Raw genomic sequence first — 22,159 nt, 5'->3', positions numbered from 1 at the left:
ATATTGCCTGATGATGATGATCTGTCCTGGATACCGCCTGCGATGCCCTTCGACACCAAGCTGATCGACGATCTGGTCCGCGTCGCGACCGGAGCCTTCGGTGCCGTCGCCGGCGTGCGCGAGGAGGCGAGAACCCGCCTGCGCGAGCAGTTCGAGCACATCCTGTCGCGGCTCGACGTCGTCACCCGCGAGGAGTTCGAGATCGTCCGCGCCCTGGCCCAGCGGGCCCGCGAGGAGCAGGAACTGCGGGCCGCCCGCGTGGCGGCGCTGGAAGCCGCGGCGAAGCCGGCTGCGGAGGCGAAGCCCGCGGCGGCGAAGCGCCCGGCCGCGAAGCGCGTTTCGGCGGCGGCTGCAGCGGCGGCGACCGCGGCCAATCCCGCCCGCAAGGCCAAGACCGCCGCTTCGGCGGCCGCCCCTGCGCCGAAGGGCCGCAGGGCCCGTACCAAGGCGGCGGACTGATTTTCGTCACAAATCATCCACAACTTTTATCGTGGCGGCGGAGCATATCGGTTGCGCCCAACAAGCCCTTGTGCGACCGTTGTCTTGGAAAGGCTGTAATGGTTAACACCACTACACATTGGGTATTGGCCGACAGCGAGCGCCATAGATGTGCCTCGCCGCGGTACGGGAGCGGAGGATCATGACCACAGCGTCCCAGACCTTCGAGGAAGCCGCCTTCACCCAAAACCCCCTCGATACGCTCGAGGAGATCATCGGCGCCAATGACTGGAGCTTCGAGCGGGCCAGCAACGAGGAGATGCTGGCCGAGGTCGCCGGCCGGTGGTGCAGCTATCGCCTGTTCTTCTTCTGGCAGGAGGAGATCAGCGCCATGCAGTTCTCCTGCCAGTTCGACCTGAAGGTGCCGGAGAAGAAGCGCCGCGACGTGGCGGAGCTGCTCGGCATCATCAACGAGCGGATGTGGCTGGGCCATTTCGATGTCGACTCCGAGGAGCTGACGCCGATGTTCCGGCACACCACGCTGCTGCGCGGCGCCCAGGCGGCGAGCCAGGAGCAGCTCGAAGACCTGGTCGACATCGCGCTGACCGAATGCGAGCGCTTCTATCCGGCCTTCCAGTTCATCCTCTGGGGCGGCAAGAGCGCCAGCGAGGCGGTCTCCGCCGCGATCCTGGACACGGTCGGCGAAGCCTGAGCCGGCCGGCCGATGCGAAGCTGACGACGAGCCCGGCTTCCCCAGAAGCCGGGCTTTTTCATATCGGCGCGGCTCCGCGCCGGCATGACCTGACGGGCGGCGGAGCCGGGACGTCCGGTGCTCACGGATCTGAGCGTCCGCCGCGCTCCGGTTGTCGGGCGCAGTCGGCCTGCCCGTGCTCGGGCAATCCCAGGCGCCGTGCCAGGGCGGGCGGCCTGACCAGCGTGATGCCGCGCTCCTTGGCATAGGCGGCCCGGCGCTGGAATTCGGCTTCCTCCGGATCGAGCTCGGCCGGGGGCGGCTGGGAATCGGGCGGTGCCGCGTCGGCGGGCGGCGTGAATTTGGCCGGGAGCACTGTGTCGCCGGCACCGGCTCGCCAGGGATTGTCGGGCACGCGCAGCCTCATGATGACGTTGTCGTCATCGTCGAAGACTTCGCCGGTGTCGACCCTGTGCAGGTAGGCATCGTCCCCCGGGAGGCCGAGATCGGCGGCGGGGATGCAGCGATAGTATGCGGATTCGGTGACGGGCTCCTCCGAGATCCAGCCGCTGGAGTCGTAGCCGGGCGGCGGGACGAACGGAGTGCCGGCCGATGCCTTCGGGCCGGCCGGATCGGCCTTCGCCTTGGCCGGGTCGAGGCCGGCGGCGAGGGCGCGGCGGGAGAGGCCGATGGTGCGGCCGAGACGCAGGATCAGGGTCTCGACCGGCAGGGCGGTGTCGGCGAGGTCGGCGTCGATACGCTCGTCCTCGATGAGCTTTTCCCAGAGCCCGGTCGTCAGCCGCTCCTTGGCTTCGGGCTTGCCGGCGGCGATGGCGCGGGAGACGCGCTCGGCGACGGCCTGGCGTCGGTCGTTCTTCTCCTCACGCCGCAGGTTCCGGCGGGCTTCGGCCTTGTGCTGCGCCTCCTCGCGCTGCCGGCGCAGCCTGGCCTTGAGGGCAATGGCGCGGCGGATGCCGAGGAAGAGGCTGCTGAAGCCGGCTTCGGCCTTGCCGGCGCGGTCGAGATCGCCGGCCGCGAGGGCAGCGAGGCCCTGGGCCTGGAAGCCGGCGGCCAGCGCCTCGGCGAAGTGGGCCATGCGGGACAGCATCGTGAGGTCGGCCTCATCCGTGGCCGGCGGAGCGGCGGACGGAGTTGCGGCTGTGATCGCGGCATCGACCATCCCTGAATTAGAACAAAAGAAGAACAATTGATCAAGCGAAACCGTATCCGTGCCATCGCGAGGTGCGAAGCCGCGTGGCGATCGGGACCGGCGCCGCCCGGACGGCCACGCCCTGCGGGGCTCGCCATGACGGCTGCGTTGGCAGGCGATTGCGATGAGGAGGCGATAGCGCTGGCGGGGGCAATCCCGCTGCGCAGCGATCCGGAGCGATCGATGGTGATGCTTTTGCCATAACATGATATTCATAACCTCGGCTAAATTGTTTTCATTCCGATCGTTTCCAGACCCGGCCAGCCGGGCGCATTTCACAGTCCGGCCCCTCCCCAGAAGAACGGCGGCGCCCGACAGCAGGAGGAACAGCCGTGACCCAGACCCTGAACGGCACCGCCGGCGCCGACACCCTCACCGGCACCGATCCGGGCAATGCGGCCAATCCGGACGGCATCGACATCATCAATGGCGGCGCCGGCAACGACACGCTCAGCGGCCTCGGCGGCAACGACACCATCTCGGGCGGCGCCGGCGCCGATGCGATGAACGGCGGGGCCGGCATCGACACGCTCACCTACGCCAACGCCACCGCGGGCGTCGGCGTCGCCCTGAACACCATCGCCCGGGGCGGCGATGCCCAGGGCGACACGATGAGCGGCTTCGAGAACCTGATCGGCACCGCCTTCAACGACCAGCTCGCCGGCGATAGCGGGCGGAACGTGATCCGCGGCGGCGGCAACGACTACATCCAGCTCACCGGCGGCGGCGACACGATGGATGGCGGCGCCGGCAGCGCCGACATCATCGACCTCCGCGTCTGGGGCTCGGCCCTCACCGTCAACCTCGCCGCCGGGACGCTGACCGGGGCCTCGACCGGGGGCGCCACCCTCTCCGGCCTCGAATGGATCCTGGGCTCGGGCTTCAACGACATCCAGACCGCCAACCAGGCCGTCAACACCATCCTGAGCGGGGGCGGCGGCAACGACACGCTCAACGGCCTGGACGGCAACGACCAGCTCTATGGCGACAATTTCAGCGGCACCGGCGGCGGCAATGGCACCGACACGCTGAACGGCGGCAACGGCAACGACTATCTAGAGGGCGGCAGGAACGGCGACCAGATCAACGGCGGCGCCGGCACCGACACCATCGGCTATGCCGATTTCAGCGTCGGGGTGACCGTCAACCTGGCCACCGGCACCGCGACCGGCGGCGATGCCACGGGCGACACCTACACCAGCATCGAGAACGTCACCGGTTCGGGCCAGGCCGACATCCTGACCGGCAACGCCGCGGCCAACACCCTCAATGGCGCCGGCGGCGCCGACCTGCTCGACGGCGGCGCCGGGGCGGACGTGCTGAACGGCAGTTTCAGCGCCGACACGGCGACCTATGCCGCGTCCACCGCGGCGGTGATCGTCAACCTGCTGACCAATGTCAACATCGGCGGCCACGCCGAGGGCGATTCGCTGATCTCGATCGAGAACGTCACCGGCTCGGCCTTCGCCGACGTCATCAACGGCAATGCCGGGGCCAATGTGCTGAGCGGCGGCAGTGGCAACGACGCGCTCCAGGGCGGCGCCGGGGCCGACACGCTGGCCGGCGGTGCCGGGATCGACAGGGCGAGCTACACCACCTCGTCCGCCGCGGTCGTGGTCACGGTCAACGGCGCCGCCTCCGGAGGCGACGCCGCGGGCGACATCCTGTCCGGCATCGAGAACCTGACCGGCTCGGCCCTCAACGACAGCCTGACCGGCGATGCGGGGGCCAACACCCTCGACGGCGCCGGCGGGGACGACCCGCCCGCCGGCGGCGCCGGGGCCGACACGCTGATCGGCGGCACAGGCATCGACACAGCCTCCTACGCCGCCTCGGCTGTGGCGGTCGCGGTCAACCTGCTGACCGGGACCGGCACGGGCGGCGATGCCCAGGGCGACATCCTGGGCGGCTTCGAGAACCTGACCGGCTCGGCCTTCGCCGACACGTTGACCGGCTTAGCCGGGGCCAATGTGCTGACCGGCGGCAACGGCGACGATGCGCTCCAGGGCGGCGCCGCGGCCGATACCCTGCAGGGCGGCGCGGGCAACGACCGCTTCGTCCACACCGCTTTGTCCGACAGCGCGGTCTCAGGGCTCGGCAAGGACGTGATCCGGGACGTCTCGACCGGCGACAAGATCGACCTGTCGGCGATCGATGCCGACGGCGACTCCGGCAACGGCGACACCGCCTTCACCTTCGGCACCGGCGACTTCACCCGCCATGCCGGGGAACTGCGGGTGGTGACCTACGGCTCCATCTAGGTGGTCTATGTCGACGTCAATGGCGACAAGGTCTCGGACCTCGCCATCAACGTCACCGCCGACCACGCCCTGACGGCCAGCGACTTCGTGCTCTAACCGGGCGACTTCCTGGATCAGGACGGCGCCGGACGGGTCTCTCCAGGGGCGACCTGTTTTCGGCATTCGATCGCGAATCGAATCCGCGCCTGCGGGATTCTGCCTATTCGGCTATGCATATTGTCTGCTAAATCTGTCGTAATTTTCAGGCCCCGGCCGAACGGGGCGCATTTCAGCCCGGCTGTTCCTCTGGGATCAACGGCGCCCGATGCAGGAGGACGAAGCGTGACCCAGACCCTGAACGGCACCGCCGGCAACGACACGCTCACCGGCACCAATCCGGGCGATCCGGCCAATCCGGACGGCATCGACATCATCAATGGCGGCGTCGGCGACGACACGCTCAGCGGCCTCGGCGGAAACGATGTGCTGAAAGGCGAGGGCGGCAGCGACACGCTCCAGGGCGGGGCCGGGGCCGACACGCTGGACGGCGGCTCGGACACCGGCGTCAACTTCGGCGATACGGTGAGCTATGCCCAGTCCAGCGCGGGCGTCACGGTCGACGTTAGTGCGGGCACCTGTTCGGGAGGCGATGCCGAGGGCGACACGCTGATCGGCATCGAGAACATCATCGGCTCGGGCTTCGCCGACACCTTGGCCGGCAGCAGCAGGGCCAGAAGCATCGCCGGCGGCGCCGGGGACGACCTGCTCCACAGCGCTCTCGTCGGCCTGTCCACCACGCTGGACGGCGGCGCCGGCACCGATACGGCCAGCTTTCATGGCAGCCACCATGCGAGCGTCACGGTCAACCTCGCGGCCAACACCGCGACGGGCGACGCCGAGATCGACACGCTGATCAGCATCGAGAACGTCATCGGCTCGGCCTTCGCCGACACGCTGACCGGCGACGCCGGGGCGAACGTCCTGGCCGGCGACGACGGCAACGACGTGCTTCAAGGCGGCGCCGGCGCCGACACGCTGCAGGGCGGCAACGGCAGCGACACCGCCTCCTATGAAGAATCCGCCGCAGGCGTCTCGCTCAGCCTGTCGTCCAACACGGCGTCTGGCGGCGACGCCGAGGGCGACAGCTTCAGCAGCATCGAGAACGTCACCGGCTCGGCCTTCGCCGACGTGATCAACGGCGAGGCCGGGACGAATGTGCTGGATGGCGGCGCCGGCGACGACGTGCTCGCGGGGCGCGGCGGCGCCGACACCCTGCGGGGCGGGGCCGGCAGCGACACGGCCAACTACATCGCGTCCTCGGCCGTCACGATCAACCTCGCGACCAACAGCGCGGCCGGCGGGGACGCCGCGGGCGACAGCTTCAACGGCATCGAGAACATCACCGGCTCGAACGGGGCCGACAGCCTGACCGGCGATGCCGGGGCCAACGCCCTCGACGGCGCCGGCGGGAACGACCTGCTTGCCGGCGGCGCCGGGGCCGACAGGCTGATCGGCGGCACGGGCATCGACACAGCCTCCTACGCCGCCTCGGCGGCGGCGGTCGCGGTCAACCTGCTGACCGGGACCGGCACCGGCGGCGATGCCCAGGGCGACACGCTGGCGACGATCGAGAACCTGATCGGCTCGGCCTTCTCCGACACGCTGACCGGCAGCGCCGCGGCCAATGTGCTGACCGGTGGCAACGGCGACGATGTGCTCCAGGGCGGGGCCGGGGCCGACACCCTGCAGGGCGGCGCCAACATCGACACCGTCACCTATGCCGCCTCGGCGGCCGGGGTGGTGGTGACGGTCAACGGCGCCGGCTCGGGCGGCGATGCCGCGGGCGACGTCCTGTCCAGCATCGAGGTCCTGACCGGCTCGACGTTCGACGACACGCTGACCGGCAGCGCCGGGGACGACATCCTGGACGGCGGCGGCGGCGACGACACGCTCCAGGGTGGCGCCGGGGCCGACAGGCTGGTCGGCGGCGCGGGCACCGACACGGCGACCTATGCCGCCTCGACCACGTTCGTCGAGGTCTGGCTCGACATCGGCGCCGGCGGGGGCGGCGATGCCCACGGCGACAGGCTGACGGCGATCGAGAACCTCATCGGCTCGGCCTTCGCCGACGCGCTGGGCGGCGATGCCGGGGCGAATGTCCTGGCCGGCGGCGACGGCGACGACCAGTTCGTGGGGCTCGGCGGCGCCGATGCGCTGCAGGGCGGCAACGGCATCGACACCGCCTACTACAACATCTCGGCGGCGGCGGTCATGGTCAACCTGCTGACCGGGACCGGCACGGGCGGCGAGGCCCAGGGCGACGTCCTGTCCGGCATCGAAAATCTGTCCGGCTCGTCCTTCGCCGACACGCTGACCGGCGATGCCGGGGCCAATGTGCTGACCGGCGACTTCGGCGACGACACGCTCCAGGGCGGCGCCGGGGCCGACACGCTGGATGGCGGCGCGGGCACCGACACGGCGACCTATGCCGCCTCGACCACGTTCGTCCGGGTCTACCTCTATATGGGCGTCGGCACGGGCGGCGACGCCCAGGGCGACAGGCTGACGGCGATCGAGAACCTCATCGGCTCGGCCTTCACCGACGCGCTGGGCGGCGATGCCGGGGCGAATGTCCTGGCCGGCGGCGACGGCGACGACCAGTTCGCGGGGCTCGGCGGCGCCGATGCGCTGCAGGGCGGCAACGGCATCGACACCGCCTACTACAACATCTCGGCGGCGGCGGTCGCGGTCAACCTGCTGACCGGGACCGGCACGGGCGGCGACGCCCAGGGCGACGTCCTGTCCGGCATCGAAAATCTGTCCGGCTCGTCCTTCGCCGACACGCTGACCGGCGATGCCGGGGCCAATGTGCTGACCGGCGGCGACGGCGACGACACGCTCCAGGGCAGCAGCGGCGCTGACAATCTGCAGGGCGACAACGGGGTCGACACCGCCTCCTACGCCGCCTCGGCTGTGGCGGTCGCGGTCAACCTGCTGACCGGCACCGGCGCGGGCGGCGATGCCCAGGGCGACACGCTGGCGACGATCGAGAACCTGACCGGCTCGGCCCTGGCCGACACGCTGACCGGCGACGCCGGGGCCAACATCCTAGCCGGCGGCGACGGCAACGACGTGCTTCAAGGCGGCGCCGGCGCCGACACCCTGCAGGGCGGCAACGGCAGCGACACCGCCTCCTATCTCCTCTCCGCCGCAGGCGTCTCGTTCAACTTGTCGTTCAACACGGCGGCCGGCGGGGACGCCTCGGGCGACAGCTTCAACGGCATCGAGAACGTCACCGGCTCGGCGTTAGCCGACACGCTGATCGGCAACGCCGGGGCCAACACCCTCGACGGCGCCGGCGGGGACGACCTGCTCGCCGGCGGCGCCGGGGCCGACACGCTGATCGGCGGTACGGGCATCGACACAGCCTTCTACGCCGCCTCGGCTGTGGCGGTCGCGGTCAACTTGTTGACCGGGACCGGCACGGGCGGCGATGCCCAGGGCGACAGCTTCAACGGCATCGAGAACCTGATCGGCTCGGCGTTAGCCGACACGCTGATCGGCAACGCCGGGGCGAACGTCCTGGCCGGCGGCGACGGCAACGACGTGCTTCAAGGCGGCGCCGGCGCCGACACCCTGGTCGGGGGTGGCAGCGCAGACTATATCACTGGCGGCGCCGGTGCCGACGTGCTCAACGGCGGCGCCGACACGGACACCGTCTCCTACGCCGCCTCGGCCGCCGGGATCGTTATCAACCTGCTGACCCGCGCCGGCACGGGCGGCGACGCGCAGGGCGACAGTTTCTTCTCGATCGAGAACGTCGCCGGCTCCGCCTTCGCCGACCGGCTGTACGGCGACGTCGGCGCCAATGCGCTGACCGGCGGCAACGGCGACGACCAGTTGCGCGGCGGTGCGGGTGCCGATGTGCTGAATGGCGGCGCCGGTATCGACACCATCTCCTATGAAGAATCCGCCGCCGGCGTGTCGCTCAGCCTGTCGTCCGGCGCCGCGTCGGGCGGCGATGCCGAGGGCGACAGCTTCAGCAGCATCGAGAACGTCATCGGCTCGGCCTTCGCCGACACGATCAACGGCCAGGCCGGGGCGAACATCCTGGATGGCGGCGCGGGCGACGACCTGCTGGCGGGGCGCGGCGGCGCCGACACGCTGATCGGCGGTGCCGGCAGCGACACCGCCGACTACATTGCCTCCGCGGCCGTGAATGTGAACCTGGCCACCAACACCGCGACGGGAGGCGATGCCCAGGGCGACACCTTCAGCGGCATCGAGAATCTCTCCGGTTCGAACTTCGGCGACATCCTGACCGGCGATGCAGGGGCCAATGTGCTCGCCGGCGGTAACGGCAATGATATGCTCGAGGGCGGCGCCGGAGCCGACGTTCTGGATGGCGGCGCGGGCAGCGACACGGCGAGCTATGCGGGGTCGGCTGCGGGCGTCGTGGTCAACCTCGAGACCGGCGTCATCGGGATCGTTATCAACCTGCTGACCGGCGCCGGCACGGGCGGCGACGCGCAGGGCGACAATCTCTTCTCGATCGAGAACGTCACCGGCTCCGCCTTCGCCGACCGGCTGTACGGCGACGTCGGCGCCAATGCGCTGAGCGGCGGCAATGGCGACGACCAGCTCCGCGGCGGTGCGGGTGCCGATGTGCTGAATGGCGGCGCCGGCTCGGACTTCGCCAACTACCAGGGCTCGGCGGCGGCGGTGTCGGTCAACCTGCTGACCGGTACCGTCTCGGGCGGCGACGCTGCGGGCGATGTGCTGACCGATATCGAGAACCTGTACGGCTCCAGCCATGACGACCAGCTGACCGGCAACGATGCCCGCAACATCATCGGCGGCGAGATCGGCAATGACACCCTCGCCGGCAATGCGGGCGATGACAGCCTCTCCGGCGAGGAGGGCGACGATACGCTCGACGGCGGCGACGGCAACGACCGGCTCGTCGGCGGCGCCGGCATCGACACCATCCGCGGCGGTCTCGGCCACGACTCGGTCGATGCGGGCAGCGAGAACGACACTGTCTTCGGCGAGGACGGCGACGACTCGCTCCTCGGCGGCGCGGGCGACGACACCCTTCATGGCGGTGCGGGCGCCGACGAGATCGACGGCAGCATCGGGAACGACGTCGTCGCCGGCGATGCCGGGGACGACAGCATCGCCGGCGGTGCGGGCGCCGATCGGATCGACGGCGGCGCCGGCCACGATATCGTCCAGGGCGGCGCCGGCGCCGACGCGCTGGTCGGCGGGGCCGGCATCGACACCGCCTATTACAGCGCCAGCGGGGCCGGGGTGACGATCGACCTCGCGACCGGCACCGGTGCCGGCGGCGATGCCCAGGGCGACACCCTGAGCGGGATCGAGCAGATCTACGGTTCGGCCTTTGCCGACGTGCTCACCGGCGACGCCGGCAACAACACCCTCTGGGGTGTCGGCGGTGGAGACGTGCTCACCGGCGGCCTCGGCGCGGACCTGCTCAAGGGCGGGGTCGGCAACGACGTCTTCGCCTATGCCAGCGTCGCCGACAGCACGGTGGCGGTCGCAGGGCGGGACACGGTCTTCGACTTTTCGGCCGGAGATCGGATCGACCTGTCGGCGATCGACGCGGATGGCGGTTCGGCCAACGGCGACACGGCGTTCGCCTTCGGCACGGGGCCCTTCACCGCGGCCGGCCAGGTCCGGGTCCTCGATTTCGGCGGCGGCCGGTATGGCGTCTATCTGGAGACCTCCGGCGATCGCGTGGAGGACGCGATCATCACCGTTCAGTCCAATCACGCCCTGACCGCGGCGGATTTCGTGCTGTAGGGGCGGGGGCAGGTCGCCGGTCTGCAGGGCGGCCGGTGCGTTCGTGCCGTCGACGCATCGGTCCGGCCGGCATGCCCGTCCGGGACTGCGCGATGACGGAGTGCCGGGAATCGTGCTAGGTCGGCAATGCGCTGATCGCCGGGACGACCGCCATGCCCAAGATCGACCTCGCCGCCGTGCCGGAACGCAAGGGCTCGGGCTATCCGCACCCCTTCGACGCGCCCTGCGCCGACCGGATCCGGCAGCGGCTGGGCGAGGCCGGCGGGCTCACCGATGTCGGGATCAACCTGATGCGGCTGCCGCCGGGCGGCTGGTCGAGCCAGCGCCACTGGCATTCGGAGGAGGACGAGTTCGTCTATGTGCTCGCGGGCGAACTGACGCTGGTCGAGGATGGCGGCGAGACGGTGCTGCGCGCCGGCGACTGCGCCGCCTTCCCGAAGAACTCCGGCGACGGCCACCACATGATCAACCGGTCGGACGCCGTGGCGGTCTATCTCGAGGTCGGCACGCGCTCGCCCACCGACGTGATCACCTGCTCCGACATCGACATGATGAGCCCCAGCACCGACGGCCGGTTCCTGCACAAGGACGGCACGCCCTATTGACCCGGAGGTGACGATGGCCGAGGTCCTGCTGTTCCATCACGCCCAGGGGCTGACCCCCGGCGTGCGCGCCTTCGCCGACGCGCTGCGGGCCGCCGGCCATGCCGTGCACACGCCCGACCTGTTCGACGGGCGCATCTTCGGCAGCATCGACGAGGGCATGGCCTATATCCAGCAGGCGGGGTTCGACGATCTGCGGGAGCGCGGCGTCCGCATCGCCGACGAACTGCCGCCCGCGCTGGTCTATGCCGGCTTCTCCTTCGGCGTGCTGCCGGCGCAGAAGCTGGCCCAGACCCGGCCCGGGGCGCGCGGCGCCCTGCTGTTCTACTCCTGCTTGCCGATCAGCGGCGACTGGGCTTTCGGGCCCTGGCCGGACGGCGTCCCGGTGCAGATCCACGGCATGGACGCCGACCCGATCTTCGTCGGCGAGGGCGACATCGACGCCGCCCGCGAGATCGTGGCCAAGGCGGCGGATGCGGAGCTGTTTCTGTACCCCGGCGACCAGCATTACTTCGCCGACAGCTCGCTGCCGTCCTACGATGCCGAGGCGACCGCGCTGCTCACCCGGCGGGTGCTCGCGTTCCTGGCACGGGTCTGACTGGGCTGGCCATTGTGCTGGGAATTCGATCAATCGGATCTGCACAATCTATTTGTCGGATTTAACCGGGCGTTCCATGCTGGCTTCGATCCAGCGGCGCGGCAGGCGGCCGGCCGGAATCCCTGTTCGTTTGCTCTCCAGAAGACGGTGGCTCCCGGCCATGGCCCGGGGCCCGGCCTCGACATTCCGACGGGAGGAAGACCATGGAGTATCGCAAGCTCGGCAACAGCGGCGCGGTGGTGACGGCCTATTGCCTCGGCACCATGACCTTCGGCAAGGAATCCGACGAAGCGACGTCCTTCGCGCTGATGAACGACTATGTGGAGGCCGGCGGCAACTTCCTCGACACGGCGGATGTCTACAGCACCGGCGTGTCGGAGGAGATCATCGGCCGCTGGCTGAAGAGCCGGCCCGGCATCGGCCAGAGCCTGGTGATCGCCACCAAGGGCCGCTTCCCGATGGGGCAGGGGCCGAATGACCTTGGCCTGTCGCGCAAACACCTTGGGGCGGCGCTCGACGCCTCGCTGCGGCGCCTGGGGGTCGAACAGATCGACCTTTACCAGATGCACGCCTGGGACGCGCTGACGCCGCTGGAGGAGACGCTGCGCTTCCTCGACGATTCGGTGCGCAACGGCAAGATCGCCTATTACGGCTTCTCGAACTTCCTCGGCTGGCAGCTGACCAAGGCGGTGTGGCTGGCCAAGGCGAACGGCTACGCCCCGCCGGTGACGCTGCAGCCGCAATACAACCTCCTGGTCCGCGACATCGAGCACGAGATCGTGCCGGCTTGCCTCGACGCGGGCATCGGGCTGCTGCCCTGGTCGCCCCTGGGCGGCGGCTGGCTGTCCGGCAAGTACAAGCGCGACCAGATGCCGACCGGCGCCACCCGCCTGGGCGAGAACCCCCAGCGCGGCATGGAGGCCTATGACGCCCGCAACGCCAAGCCGGCCACCTGGGCGGTGATCGGGGCGGTCGAGGACATCGCCCGGGCGCGCGGGATCGGCATGGCGCAGGTGGCGCTGGCCTGGGTCGCGGCGCAGCCGGCGGTGACCTCGGTGATCCTGGGCGCACGCACCCGGCAGCAGCTGGCCGACAATCTCGGTGCGGCGAGCCTGGCGCTGACCGGCGAGGAGATGGCCGTGCTGGACGCCGCGAGCCGGCCCGAGATGGCGGACTACCCCTACGGCGCCGGCGGCATCAACCAGCGGCGCCGCAGGATCGAGGGCGGGCGCTGACCCCGCGACGCCGCTCCGTTCAGACCGCCTGGCGCTCGGACGGGGCGGCGGCGCCGTCGCGGGACGGCACGGGCGCCATCGCCTCGAACACGCCGTCGCGCCGCACCAGGGCGTGGTACAGCGCCGCGGCGACATGCAGCAGGATCAGCGCGAAGAAGGCGAAGGCCAGATACACATGCGCGCTCCACAGCAGGGCGTGCAGGCCGGCATCCTGCGGCAGGATCGGCGGCAGGGTGACGCCGGGGAACAGCACGACCGGATAGGCCGCGGCCGACAGCATGCCCCAGCCGATCAGCGGCATGCCGATCATCAGCAGGTAGAAGGCGATGTGCGACAGATGCGCGGCCAGCTTCATCGGCTCGGGCATGTCGGCCGGCAGCGCCGGCGCGCCGTAGCGCAGCCGCAGCCCCAGGCGGATCAGCACCAGCACCAGGATGGCGATACCGAGCGGCTTGTGGATCGCCACGAGCGTCAGATGCTTCGGCATGACGGTGGACACCATGCCGACGCCGATGAACAGCATGGCCAGGATGCAGACGGCCAGCAGCCAGTGCAGCAGGCGCTGGGATGCGGTGAAGTGCCGGCGGCCGCTGGTCATGGCTTCGCTCCCGTCTCGGTGCGCGGATAGTCCTGCTCTTCCGCGGTGCGCAGGTTGTAGGACACGGCATAGGCGGCCGACCGCGCGGCGGGGAAGGGGTCGTCCGAGGTGCGGATGCCGTCGGGCAGCACGGTGGGGTCGAAATTGATGTCGCGGCAGGGGCCGTGCGGCTCGGCCTCGATCCGCTGCACAATCAGGGTGCCGACCTCGACGGTGCGGCGGTCCGCCGGCCAGGCCTTGCTCGGGTCCGCGGTCGGATCGCCCGGATCGGCGACGGTCACCGCCAGGGTCCAGCGCTGCGGGCCGGCGGCGACGCGCTGGGTGATCTCCTGCTCCAGGAGGTCGGGGCCGCGCTTCGCCAGCTCCTCCGGCGGCACCGGCACGGTCTGCGCCGCCGGCAGCAGCGACCAGCGTACCGTGCGGTCGGCGCCGGAGGCATCGGTGAAGACGAAGCTGTTCAGGCTGTTGAACCGGTCCTCGGCATAGCTGCCGGTCCAGGGCGCGCTCTGCGCCCAGGCCACGAAGGCGCCGAATTCCGGATGCGCGGCGGCGAAGCGCTTCATCGCCTCCGGGTCCTTGCTGCCGGAGGCGGTCAGCAGCTCGTAGAAGGCCTGCGGCGTCGCCACCGGGAAGACCGGCGGGTCGATCATGGCGCTGCGCCATTCCTGCCCGTCCGGCGTCGTGATCTGCAGCCCGATGCCGTGCACGCGGACCGTCGCGTCCTCGGCGTTCGGGTTCGGGGTGGCGAGGTTGAAGCGCCCGAGGGCGGGGTACTCGCCCGCGGCGAAGACCCGGGCCTTCGACAGAGCCGCCCCGGCGCCGTTGGACCCGAAGACGCCGGTGAAGCAGATCCCCTTGGCATGGTTGCGGCGATGGCCGGGGGCCGCGCCGCCGGGCGGCGCCAGCGCAGACACCAGCTTGTCCGGGGTCAGGCGCTGGGGCGAGAGCCACCCCGCCGTGTAGGCGAAGGCCGCGCCGCCGGCACCGACGACGACTGCGATCAGGGCCAGCGATCCGAGAGCGGAACGCGATCGTTGCGGCTGGGGCATTCCATCCTCGCTGTACAGGGGACTCGAGGGCCTCGATCCGAGGGTATTGTCTCTTCGTCGGACGAGCCGGAAAGGTTGCCTGGCCCGATGTTCGTCTTGCCGTCTGTAAGGGGAGCCCGCCACTGTCGGGGGGGCAGGGACAGTGGCGGGCGGTGGACATCAGCGGTGTCGGGGGGAGAGCCGCTGTGCCATGACAAGCTAGCCGAAAGGGGCGGTCCGGCTTATCGGACATGCGATCAGGCCGGATCATACCTAGGGATAGGTCAGTCCTGCCCGCCGGCTTCCCCGTTGCCTTCCAGCTTCCGGCGCAGCGCCGACATGACGGCGTGGGTCGTCGCGATGTCCTCGACCCGCAGCCCTTCGGCCAGGCCGTCGACCCAGGGGGCCTGCAGGCGCATGGCGGCGTCGAAGGTCTCTCTGCCCTTGCCGGTCAGCTCCACCAGCTGCGCCCGCCGGTGATGCGGGTTGGGCCGGAAGACGACCAGCCCTTCCGCCTCCAGATCGTTGACGATGCGCTGGACGTTCTGGCGGTTGGCGCCCATGTCGCGCGCCAGCCAGGCCACCGGCTGCGGCCGGTCCGCCGCGACGATGGTGCCGAGCACCTGCCAGCGGGCGCTGGTCAGGCCCAGCCCGACGACCAGCCGGTCCCCCGCGCTGACGATCCGGCTGTTCAGCCGGAACAGGTCGAGGATCAGGTCGGTCAAGGCGGTCCCCGCCGGCGTTCGCGTCGCTCCGGTCACGTGTCACCATGCAGTGATATTGACATTATAATGTCAATATGGTCTGTTGCGGTCACTCCAATTTGACATCATGCAACCATATCGGACGGAGCTTGTCATGCCGCAGATGCGACCCCTGGATCCCGCCTTCCCGATCGACCGCCAGCTCGCCGTCGACGCCGCGCCGGTCGTGCTGGTCAACGTCTTCACGATGGACGCGGCCGACGAGCAGGCCTTCCTCCGGGCGTGGCGGGGCGACGCGGGGATCATGAAGCGCCAGCCGGGCTTCATCTCGACCCAGCTGCACCGGGCGATCGGCGACAGCCCGACCTATCTGAACCATGCCGTCTGGGAATCGACGGCCGATTTCCGGGCCGCCTTCGCGAATCCGGAGTTCCGGGCGAAGCTGTCGGCCTATCCGGCTTCGGCCGTCGCGTCGCCGCACCTGTTCCAGAAGGCTGCGGTGCCGGGCATCTGCGTGGCCTGACCGACCGGACTACTGGCCGACGCTCTGGGCCAGCAGCTGGTTGCGGATCTCGACATGCGGGTAGCCGACCACGGTGACCCGGCGGCCGCTGGAGACCCGGCCGGGCTGGTCGGGCGGCACCACCACGGTCCACGCTTCGGTCGGGGTCTGCAGGCGGAACGAGGTCACGCCGTTGCGGCGGGAGACGCCGTCGATCCGGCCGGTCACGGTGATCGGCGTGCTGGTCGCGTATTCGCGCGGATCGGCCGGCGCCGCCCCGCCCGCCGTCGCCGAGACCGCGGGATGGCGCGGGTCGGGCGCGACCGGCGACCGGCGTGGCTGCTCGAGCTGGGTGCCGGGCGGCACCGGATAGGGCATCGCCTTCTCCGGCACGGTGGTCGGGGCCGGCGCGGTGGGCTGGACGACGCTGGTCTGGGCCCAGGCCGGCGATGCGGCCATCAGGCCGGCGAGAAGGACGGCGGAAACCGCGTGGGGGAGGGTGACCATGCTTCGCTCTCCATCTTCGCCGCCGGGCGGTGACCCGGCGGCGGGAACCGTGAGCGTCAATCTCCGGCAAAGCCGGGATCTCCGCAGCTTAAGAAATGGAGAGCATCCGTCCAGGTTCCGGCCCTGTCCGCGAAGAACCTTGCGCCCGTCCGGGACGGCGCCATGATGGCGCGTCTCGACGGAACGGGGAGCGACAGGTGTCCGATCTTCTGCTGGTCGGCTGCGGCCGGATGGGAAGCGCGCTGGTCAAGGGCTGGCTGGCCGGCAAGGCGGCCGACCGGATCTGGGCGGTGGAGCCGGCCGAGCTCGGCCTCGCCGACCCGCGGCTGCACCATGTGCGCGGTGCCGCCGGGCTGCCGGCCGATCTGGCGCCCGAGGTGGTGGTGCTGGCGGTGAAGCCGCAGATGATGCCCGAGGCGCTGCCGGCCTATCGCCGCTTCGCCGGGCCGGGAACGCTGTTCCTGTCGATCGCCGCCGGCCGCACCCTGGCCTGGCTGGAGCAGGGGCTGGGGGCGGAGGCTGCGGTGGTCCGCGCCATGCCGAACACCCCGGCCGCGATCGGCCAGGGCATCTCCGTCCTGGTCGCGAACGCCGCGGTGACGCCGGAGCAGCGCCGCCGCGCCGAGACGCTGATGCAGGCCGCCGGGCAGACCGCCTGGATCGAGGACGACGCGCTGATGAACGCGGTCACGGGCGTCTCCGGCAGCGGCCCGGCCTATGTCTTCTACCTGATCGAGACCCTGGCTGAGGCCGGCCGTGCCGCCGGGCTGCCGGCCGAGCTGGCGATGCAGCTGGCGCGGCAGACCGTGGTCGGCGCCGGCGCCCTGGCCGGGGCCGCGACCGAGAGCGCGGCGGAGCTGCGCATCGCCGTGACCAGCCCGAAGGGCACCACCCAGGCGGCGCTGGACGTGCTGATGGCGCCGGACGGGCTGCAGCCGCTGATGACCAAGGCCGTCGCCGCGGCGACGCAGCGCGGCCGCGAGCTGGCGTAATGGCCAGCAGCAGCGAACGCGTCGCCGCGGCGCTGGCGGCGGCGGGGCATGCCCCCGAGATCCGGGTGTTCGACGCATCGACCCGCACCTCTGCCGACGCCGCGGCGGCGATCGGCTGCGAGGTGGCGCAGATCGCCAAGTCGCTGGTGTTCCGCATCCGCGGCAGCGCCCGGCCGGTGCTGGTGATCGCCAGCGGCGTCAACCGGGTCGACGAGGCGGCGGTGGCGACGGCGCTGAGGGACCGGATCGACGGCGCCCGGATCGAGCGCGCCGATGCCGGCTTCGTGCGCGACGCCACCGGCTTCGCCATCGGCGGCGTCGCCCCGGTCGGCCACGCCACGCCGCCGCATGTGGTGATCGACCGCGACCTGCTGGCGCTGCCCCGGATCTGGGCCGCGGCCGGGACGCCGAACTCGGTCTTCGCCCTGACGCCGGAGCAGCTGGTGGCCCTGACCGGCGGCGTGGTCGCCGACGTGGCGAAGCGAGACGGCACCGGTTGACTCGTCTCGCTGCGGGACGCTACGACAGGTCCATGGCGACGACGATCATCCTGAAGCGCACCACCAAGACGACCGCTACGGCGGGCGCTCCCTGGTGCGCGCGGTGACCGCCGCGTCCTAGCAACCAGAGGCCCCGCCGAGGACGGACGGGGCCCACCGGTGAAGCCATCGTCCCTCCCGGTTCAACAGGAAGGACGACATCGTGCTCGCATCATCCGATCTCCAAGAAGCCCCGCGCGGCGTGCGCTCGCGCGATCCCGTGATCGCGATCGTCGGCGCCACCGGAGCGGTCGGCATCGAGCTGCTGCGCTGCCTGGAGGCGCGGCGCTTCCCGGCCGCCGAGGTCCGGCCGCTGGCCTCGGCCCGCTCCGCCGGCCGGACGATCCCGTTCCGCAGGCGCGACCTGGTGGTCGAGGAGCTGACGGAGGGCAGCTTCGCCGGCGTCGACATCGCCTTGTTCTCGGCCGGCGCCGGCATCTCCCGGCGCTACGCCCCGGCAGCGGTGGCGGCCGGGGCGGTGGTGGTCGACAACTCCTCGGCCTTCCGTATGCAGCCGGACGTGCCGCTGGTGGTGCCGGAGGTGAACGCGGCGGCGCTGGCGGGCCATGCCGGCATCGTCGCCAACCCGAACTGCGTCGCCGCGATCATGACGGTCGCGCTGGCGCCGCTGCACCGGGCGCATCCGCTGCGGCGGGTCTCGGCGGCGACCTACCAGGCCGCCTCGGGCGCCGGCGCCGCGGCGATGGAGGAACTGCGGGAGGCCACCGCCGCCCATCTGCAGGGCCGGCCCTTCGAGCCCAAGGTGCTGCCCCACCCCTATGCCTTCAACCTGTTCAGCCACAATGCCGAGGTCGACCCGGCCAGCGGCTACAACGGCGAGGAGCTGAAGGCGATCGCCGAGACCCGCCGCATCCTGGGCGCGCCGGACCTCCCGATCGGCATCACCTGCATCCGCGTGCCGGTGCTGCGGGCCCATTCGATCGCGCTCTCGGTCGAGTTCGACTCCGTGGTGACACCGGAGGAGGCGAGAGGCCTGCTCGAAGGCGCGCCCGGCCTGCGCCTGGTCGACGACCGGGCCGCGAACCATTTCCCGATGCCGTCCGAGGCGAGCGGCCGGGACGAGGTGCTGGTCGGCCGCATCCGGACGGATCTCGGCGACCCCAGCGGCCGCTCCCTGGCCTTCTTCGTCTCGGGCGACCAGCTGCTGAAGGGCGCCGCCCTCAACGCCGTGCAGATCCTGGAGCATCTGCGGTCGTGATCCCGGTGCCGGCTCGCCTTCGCGGCGAATTGCGCTAGATTGGAACCGATCGCGCCCGGCTCCGTTCGGGGCCGGGCGCTCTCCGGGGGGCCGCAAGGCCGAGCGCGCGAGGGCCGGGACCATGGCGAAGAAGGCCGATATTGCGAACCACATCGTCACCACCGCGGTCGACCTGGCGGCGGAGAAGGGGTGGCGCGCCTTGACCCTTTCCGACGTCGCCCAGGCGGCGCGGGTGCCGATGTCGGCGCTGTACCGCCACTGCCCGACCAAGGCGGAGCTGCTGGCAGGGTTCAGCCGGATGATCGACCAGGCGGTGCTGTCCGAAGGCCTGCCGGGCGAGGAAGAGAGCCCGCGCGACCGGCTGTTCGACCTGCTGATGCGCCGCTTCGACGTGCTGTCGGGCCATCGCGCCGGGGTCAAGGCGATCCTCCGCGACCTGCGGCTCGACCCGCTGACCATGCTGTTGCAGGCACGGCAGCTCGAGCTGTCGATGCGCTGGACGCTGCAATCCGCCGGCATCTCGACCTCCGGGCTGCTCGGCCGGGCGCGGGTGCAGGCGCTGTGCCTGATCTACGGGCTGGTGCTGCGCGCCTGGGAGCAGGATGATTCGCCGGATCTCGACCGCACCATGAAGGCGCTGGACCAGCGGCTGCGCCAGGCGGAGCAGTGGGAGAACACCTTCGGCCGCGGCCGCGGCGAGCGCCGGTCGGAGCCGCCGGCCCAGCCGGAAGCCCAGGCGGGGCAGGAGCCGACGCTGCACTAGATGGCAATCGGTTGCGCTGGATGACAGCTTTGCTGCAGTGCACAATTTCCGTTTGCGGTGCGGCCGGCCCCGTGTAAGGTGCTGTTTAATTGTGCAACCAGGAGTTGGGCCATGAGCAAGGTGCCGCCGGTCTGGGATGTCGACTTCACCAAGCTGCTGAGCGAGTTCAAGGTGCCGGGCGTCGACCTCGACGCGGTGCTGCAGGCCCAGCGCAAGAACATCGAGGCGCTGACCGCCGCCAACCGCACCGCGGCGGAGGGGCTGCAGGCCTTCGCCCGCCGCCAGGGCGAGATCCTGCGCCAGAACCTGGCCGAGCTGCAGAGCCAGTTCTCCAACGCCGTCGCCGCCGGCGCGCCGGAGGAGAAGCTGGCGAAGCAGACCGAGCTGGCCAAGGCCACCTTCGAGAAGGCGATCGCCGACATCAAAGAGCTGGCCGAGCTCCTGGCCAAGTCGAACACCGAGGCCGCCGAGATCGTCAGCAAGCGCGTCAGCGCCAGCTTCGACGAGCTGAAGAGCGTTCTGAAGACCCCGACGACCAAGCGCTGATTCTGATGTACGAGAGAAGGCCGCCTGCAGGCAGCCTTCTTGCCTTTCGGGTGCCGGCGCGGCAGGGTGCGCGCCGGTTTCGCGGAGGGCAGAATGACGATCAGCTACGACGATTTCGCCAAGGTCGACATCCGGGTAGGCACCATCGTGGCGGTCGAGCCCTATCCCGAGGCACGCAAGCCGGCCTACAAGCTGACCGTCGACCTGGGGCCGGAGATCGGGCAGAAGCGCAGCTCGGCCCAGCTGGTCGCGCTCTATACGCCGGAGACGCTGCTCGGCCGCCAGGTGGCGGCGGTGGTGAACTTCCCGCCCAAGCAGATCGGCCGCTTCATCTCCGAGATCCTGGTGCTGGGCTTCCCGGACGCCGATGGCAACGTCGTGCTGGCCGCGATCGAGCGGCCGGTGCCGAATGGCGGGCGGCTTTACTAGGCCTCCACGGTTGACGCGGCGGCGAGACCCGCCGATCATCGTCCCGATCGCAGGATCAGCCATACCCTCCACGTGACTGGCGAGACGGGGGAGCACCCCGAGGGAGCGTGGAGGACCGTTTCGATGCCGCTCGCCTGGGCAGCCTTCTTTGGAAGCTGGTCAGGCGATTCGTGTTCTAGGCATCGAAACGGAGACTTCCATGGACTATCAGCACCAGCCCGATCCGGCAGATCCCGATCTGCGCAGCCGACTGGCCGAAGCCGATCCGCAGGCCGCCGCGATCCTCGAGCGCGAGGAGCGCCGGCAGCAGCAGGGCCTGACCCTGATCGCGTCGGAGAACCATGCCTTCCCCGAGCTGCGGCCGCTGATCGGCTCGGTCTTCGCCGACAAATACGCCGAAGGCCAGCCGCGCCGCCGCTACTATGGCGGCAACCTCCACGCGGACGAGATCGAGGAGCTGGCCCAGGGCCGGGCCAAGGCGCTGTTCGGGGCCGAGCACGCCAATGCCCAGCCGCTGTCCGGGTCGCCGATGAACCAGGCGGTGTATTTCGGCCTGCTGCAGCCGGGCGACACCATCCTGGCCATGGACCTGTCGCATGGCGGGCACCTGACCCATGGTGCCCCGGTCTCGGCCATGGGCCGGATCTTCCGCTTCGTCCGCTACGGCACCGTCGCCGGCGGCGGCTTCGATTTCGACGCGATCCGCGAGATCGCGCGGCGGGAGCGGCCGAAGCTGCTGATCACCGGCTTCTCCTCCTACCCGCGCGACATCGACTACGCCGCCTTCAAGGCGATCGCCGACGAGGTCGGGGCCATCACCATGGCCGACGTCTCGCATATCGGCGGGCTGATCGCCGGCAAGGCGCTGCCGAACCCGCTGGCAGCCGGCTTCGACGTCGTCACCACCACCACGCACAAGACCCTGCGCGGCCCGCGCGGCGGCCTGATCCTGTGCCGCGAGCCGTTCCGCAAGGCGATCGATCAGGCGGTGTTTCCGGGGCTGCAGGGCGGGCCGCACATGGACCAGGTGGCGGCGCTGGCCACGGCGCTGCACCTGGCGGCGCAGGAGGAGTTCCGGGCCTATGCCCGGCGGGTGCTGGACAACGCCAAGGCGCTGGCCGCCGCGCTGCAGGGCCGCGGCGCGCAGCTGGTGACCGGCGGCACCGACAACCACCTGATGGTGGTCGACGTGGCATCCAGCTTCGGCATCGACGGCGACGAGGCGCAGCAGCGACTGGACCGGGTCGGGCTGGTGACGAACAAGCAGGTGGTGCCGGACGACACCCGCCCGCCGCTGCGCCCCTCCGGCCTCCGGCTCGGCACGCCGGCCGTCACCACCCGCGGCATGCGCGAGGGGCAGATGACGGCGCTGGCCGACCTGATCGTCGACGCGGTCACCGGCGCACGGCCGGAGCCGGCTTTGGCGAACGCGGTCCGGGACTTCGCCAGGCGGTTCCCGATCCCGGGGTGAGCGGGGCGGAGAGGCGGGGGAACC

At 70.8% G+C, this 22,159-nt stretch carries 20 protein-coding genes and 1 riboswitch; of the genes, 15 read left to right on the top strand and 5 right to left on the bottom strand.

All coding sequences use genetic code 11. The features are described from left to right. The first annotated feature begins 42 nt into the window (after window positions 1-42). Both LG391_RS12990 and LG391_RS12985 read left to right on the top strand, forming a co-directional pair. Window positions 43-459, top strand: coding sequence for an accessory factor UbiK family protein (locus LG391_RS12990; protein ID WP_225768422.1), 417 nt, complete (start codon window positions 43-45; stop codon window positions 457-459). Between the two features lie 181 nt (window positions 460-640). Beyond that, the gene (locus LG391_RS12985; RefSeq protein WP_138887742.1) at window positions 641-1,150 is read left to right on the top strand and encodes a YbjN domain-containing protein; all 510 of its coding nucleotides are present in this window, start codon (window positions 641-643) and stop codon (window positions 1,148-1,150) included. A gap of 121 nt (window positions 1,151-1,271) precedes the next feature. Here the strand turns inward: LG391_RS12985 and LG391_RS12980 are convergent, their stop codons facing one another. Further along, on the bottom strand, window positions 1,272-2,546 hold the full coding sequence (locus LG391_RS12980) for a hypothetical protein (protein ID WP_225768421.1): 1,275 nt from the start codon (window positions 2,544-2,546) through the stop codon (window positions 1,272-1,274). A gap of 125 nt (window positions 2,547-2,671) precedes the next feature. Between LG391_RS12980 and LG391_RS12975 the strand changes: the two genes are divergently transcribed. The 5 genes from LG391_RS12975 (at window position 2,672) to LG391_RS12945 (ending at window position 12,837) form a co-directional block, all read left to right on the top strand. After that, window positions 2,672-4,600, top strand: coding sequence for a calcium-binding protein (locus LG391_RS12975; RefSeq protein ID WP_225768420.1), 1,929 nt, complete (start codon window positions 2,672-2,674; stop codon window positions 4,598-4,600). Window positions 4,601-4,921: 321 nt separating this feature from the next. Continuing rightward, window positions 4,922-10,402 carry a hypothetical protein gene (locus tag LG391_RS34865; RefSeq protein WP_304608464.1) on the top strand — a complete coding sequence of 1,827 codons (5,481 nt, stop codon included), beginning with the start codon at window positions 4,922-4,924 and terminating at the stop codon, window positions 10,400-10,402. Between the two features lie 152 nt (window positions 10,403-10,554). Further along, window positions 10,555-11,007, top strand: coding sequence for a cupin domain-containing protein (locus LG391_RS12955; RefSeq protein ID WP_225768419.1), 453 nt, complete (start codon window positions 10,555-10,557; stop codon window positions 11,005-11,007). 13 nt (window positions 11,008-11,020) lie between these two features. Then, window positions 11,021-11,602, top strand: coding sequence for a dienelactone hydrolase family protein (locus tag LG391_RS12950; RefSeq protein WP_225768418.1), 582 nt, complete (start codon window positions 11,021-11,023; stop codon window positions 11,600-11,602). Between the two features lie 203 nt (window positions 11,603-11,805). Then, window positions 11,806-12,837, top strand: a complete 1,032-nt coding sequence (locus LG391_RS12945) for an aldo/keto reductase (RefSeq protein ID WP_225768417.1) — start codon at window positions 11,806-11,808, stop codon at window positions 12,835-12,837. 19 nt (window positions 12,838-12,856) lie between these two features. On the opposite strand, the gene LG391_RS12940 is transcribed toward LG391_RS12945, so the two are convergent. The 3 genes from LG391_RS12940 to LG391_RS12930 all read right to left on the bottom strand — a co-directional run bounded on the left by LG391_RS12940 (window position 12,857) and on the right by LG391_RS12930 (window position 15,188). Continuing rightward, window positions 12,857-13,435: a cytochrome b gene (locus LG391_RS12940; protein ID WP_225768416.1), complete on the bottom strand. Its 579-nt coding sequence runs from the start codon at window positions 13,433-13,435 to the stop codon at window positions 12,857-12,859. Next, window positions 13,432-14,484, bottom strand: coding sequence for a catalase family peroxidase (locus tag LG391_RS12935; RefSeq protein ID WP_225768415.1), 1,053 nt, complete (start codon window positions 14,482-14,484; stop codon window positions 13,432-13,434). Before LG391_RS12935 ends, LG391_RS12940 begins: the two co-directional genes overlap by 4 nt. A gap of 263 nt (window positions 14,485-14,747) precedes the next feature. Continuing rightward, entirely contained in the window at window positions 14,748-15,188 is a 441-nt protein-coding gene (locus LG391_RS12930) for a MarR family winged helix-turn-helix transcriptional regulator (protein WP_225768414.1), read from the bottom strand. Between the two features lie 133 nt (window positions 15,189-15,321). Here LG391_RS12930 and LG391_RS12925 point away from each other — a divergent pair, with 133 nt between their 5' ends. Next, a complete protein-coding gene (locus LG391_RS12925; RefSeq protein WP_225768413.1) occupies window positions 15,322-15,690 on the top strand; it encodes an antibiotic biosynthesis monooxygenase in 369 nt (122 codons plus the stop codon). A gap of 9 nt (window positions 15,691-15,699) precedes the next feature. On the opposite strand, the gene LG391_RS12920 is transcribed toward LG391_RS12925, so the two are convergent. Then, window positions 15,700-16,176, bottom strand: a complete 477-nt coding sequence (locus LG391_RS12920; RefSeq protein WP_225768412.1) for a hypothetical protein — start codon at window positions 16,174-16,176, stop codon at window positions 15,700-15,702. Between the two features lie 197 nt (window positions 16,177-16,373). On the opposite strand from LG391_RS12920, the gene proC reads away from it, so the two are divergent. The 7 genes from proC (at window position 16,374) to glyA (ending at window position 22,135) form a co-directional block, all read left to right on the top strand. Beyond that, the gene (gene proC, locus LG391_RS12915; protein WP_225768411.1) at window positions 16,374-17,168 is read left to right on the top strand and encodes a pyrroline-5-carboxylate reductase; all 795 of its coding nucleotides are present in this window, start codon (window positions 16,374-16,376) and stop codon (window positions 17,166-17,168) included. Further along, window positions 17,168-17,668, top strand: coding sequence for a YbaK/EbsC family protein (locus LG391_RS12910; RefSeq protein WP_225768410.1), 501 nt, complete (start codon window positions 17,168-17,170; stop codon window positions 17,666-17,668). Before proC ends, LG391_RS12910 begins: the two co-directional genes overlap by 1 nt. Window positions 17,669-17,870: 202 nt before the next feature. Further along, complete coding sequence (locus LG391_RS12905; protein WP_225768409.1) at window positions 17,871-18,926, top strand: aspartate-semialdehyde dehydrogenase; 1,056 nt, start codon at window positions 17,871-17,873, stop codon at window positions 18,924-18,926. 121 nt (window positions 18,927-19,047) lie between these two features. After that, window positions 19,048-19,689, top strand: a complete 642-nt coding sequence (locus tag LG391_RS12900) for a TetR/AcrR family transcriptional regulator (RefSeq protein WP_225768408.1) — start codon at window positions 19,048-19,050, stop codon at window positions 19,687-19,689. A 111-nt stretch (window positions 19,690-19,800) separates the two neighbouring features. Further along, a complete protein-coding gene (locus LG391_RS12895) occupies window positions 19,801-20,235 on the top strand; it encodes a phasin family protein (RefSeq protein WP_225768407.1) in 435 nt (144 codons plus the stop codon). 93 nt (window positions 20,236-20,328) lie between these two features. Next, window positions 20,329-20,664 carry a tRNA-binding protein gene (locus LG391_RS12890; RefSeq protein WP_026870892.1) on the top strand — a complete coding sequence of 112 codons (336 nt, stop codon included), beginning with the start codon at window positions 20,329-20,331 and terminating at the stop codon, window positions 20,662-20,664. Window positions 20,665-20,726: 62 nt separating this feature from the next. Next, a riboswitch (ZMP/ZTP riboswitch) is annotated at window positions 20,727-20,811 on the top strand. Window positions 20,812-20,863: 52 nt separating this feature from the next. Further along, the gene (glyA, locus tag LG391_RS12885; RefSeq protein WP_225768406.1) at window positions 20,864-22,135 is read left to right on the top strand and encodes a serine hydroxymethyltransferase; all 1,272 of its coding nucleotides are present in this window, start codon (window positions 20,864-20,866) and stop codon (window positions 22,133-22,135) included. Window positions 22,136-22,159 lie beyond the last annotated feature (24 nt).

Origin of the sequence: Inquilinus sp. Marseille-Q2685, assembly GCF_916619195.1 — a bacterium.
Lineage (GTDB): Bacteria > Pseudomonadota > Alphaproteobacteria > DSM-16000 > Inquilinaceae > Inquilinus.
This window is presented reverse-complemented; position numbering and strand designations above follow the sequence as displayed.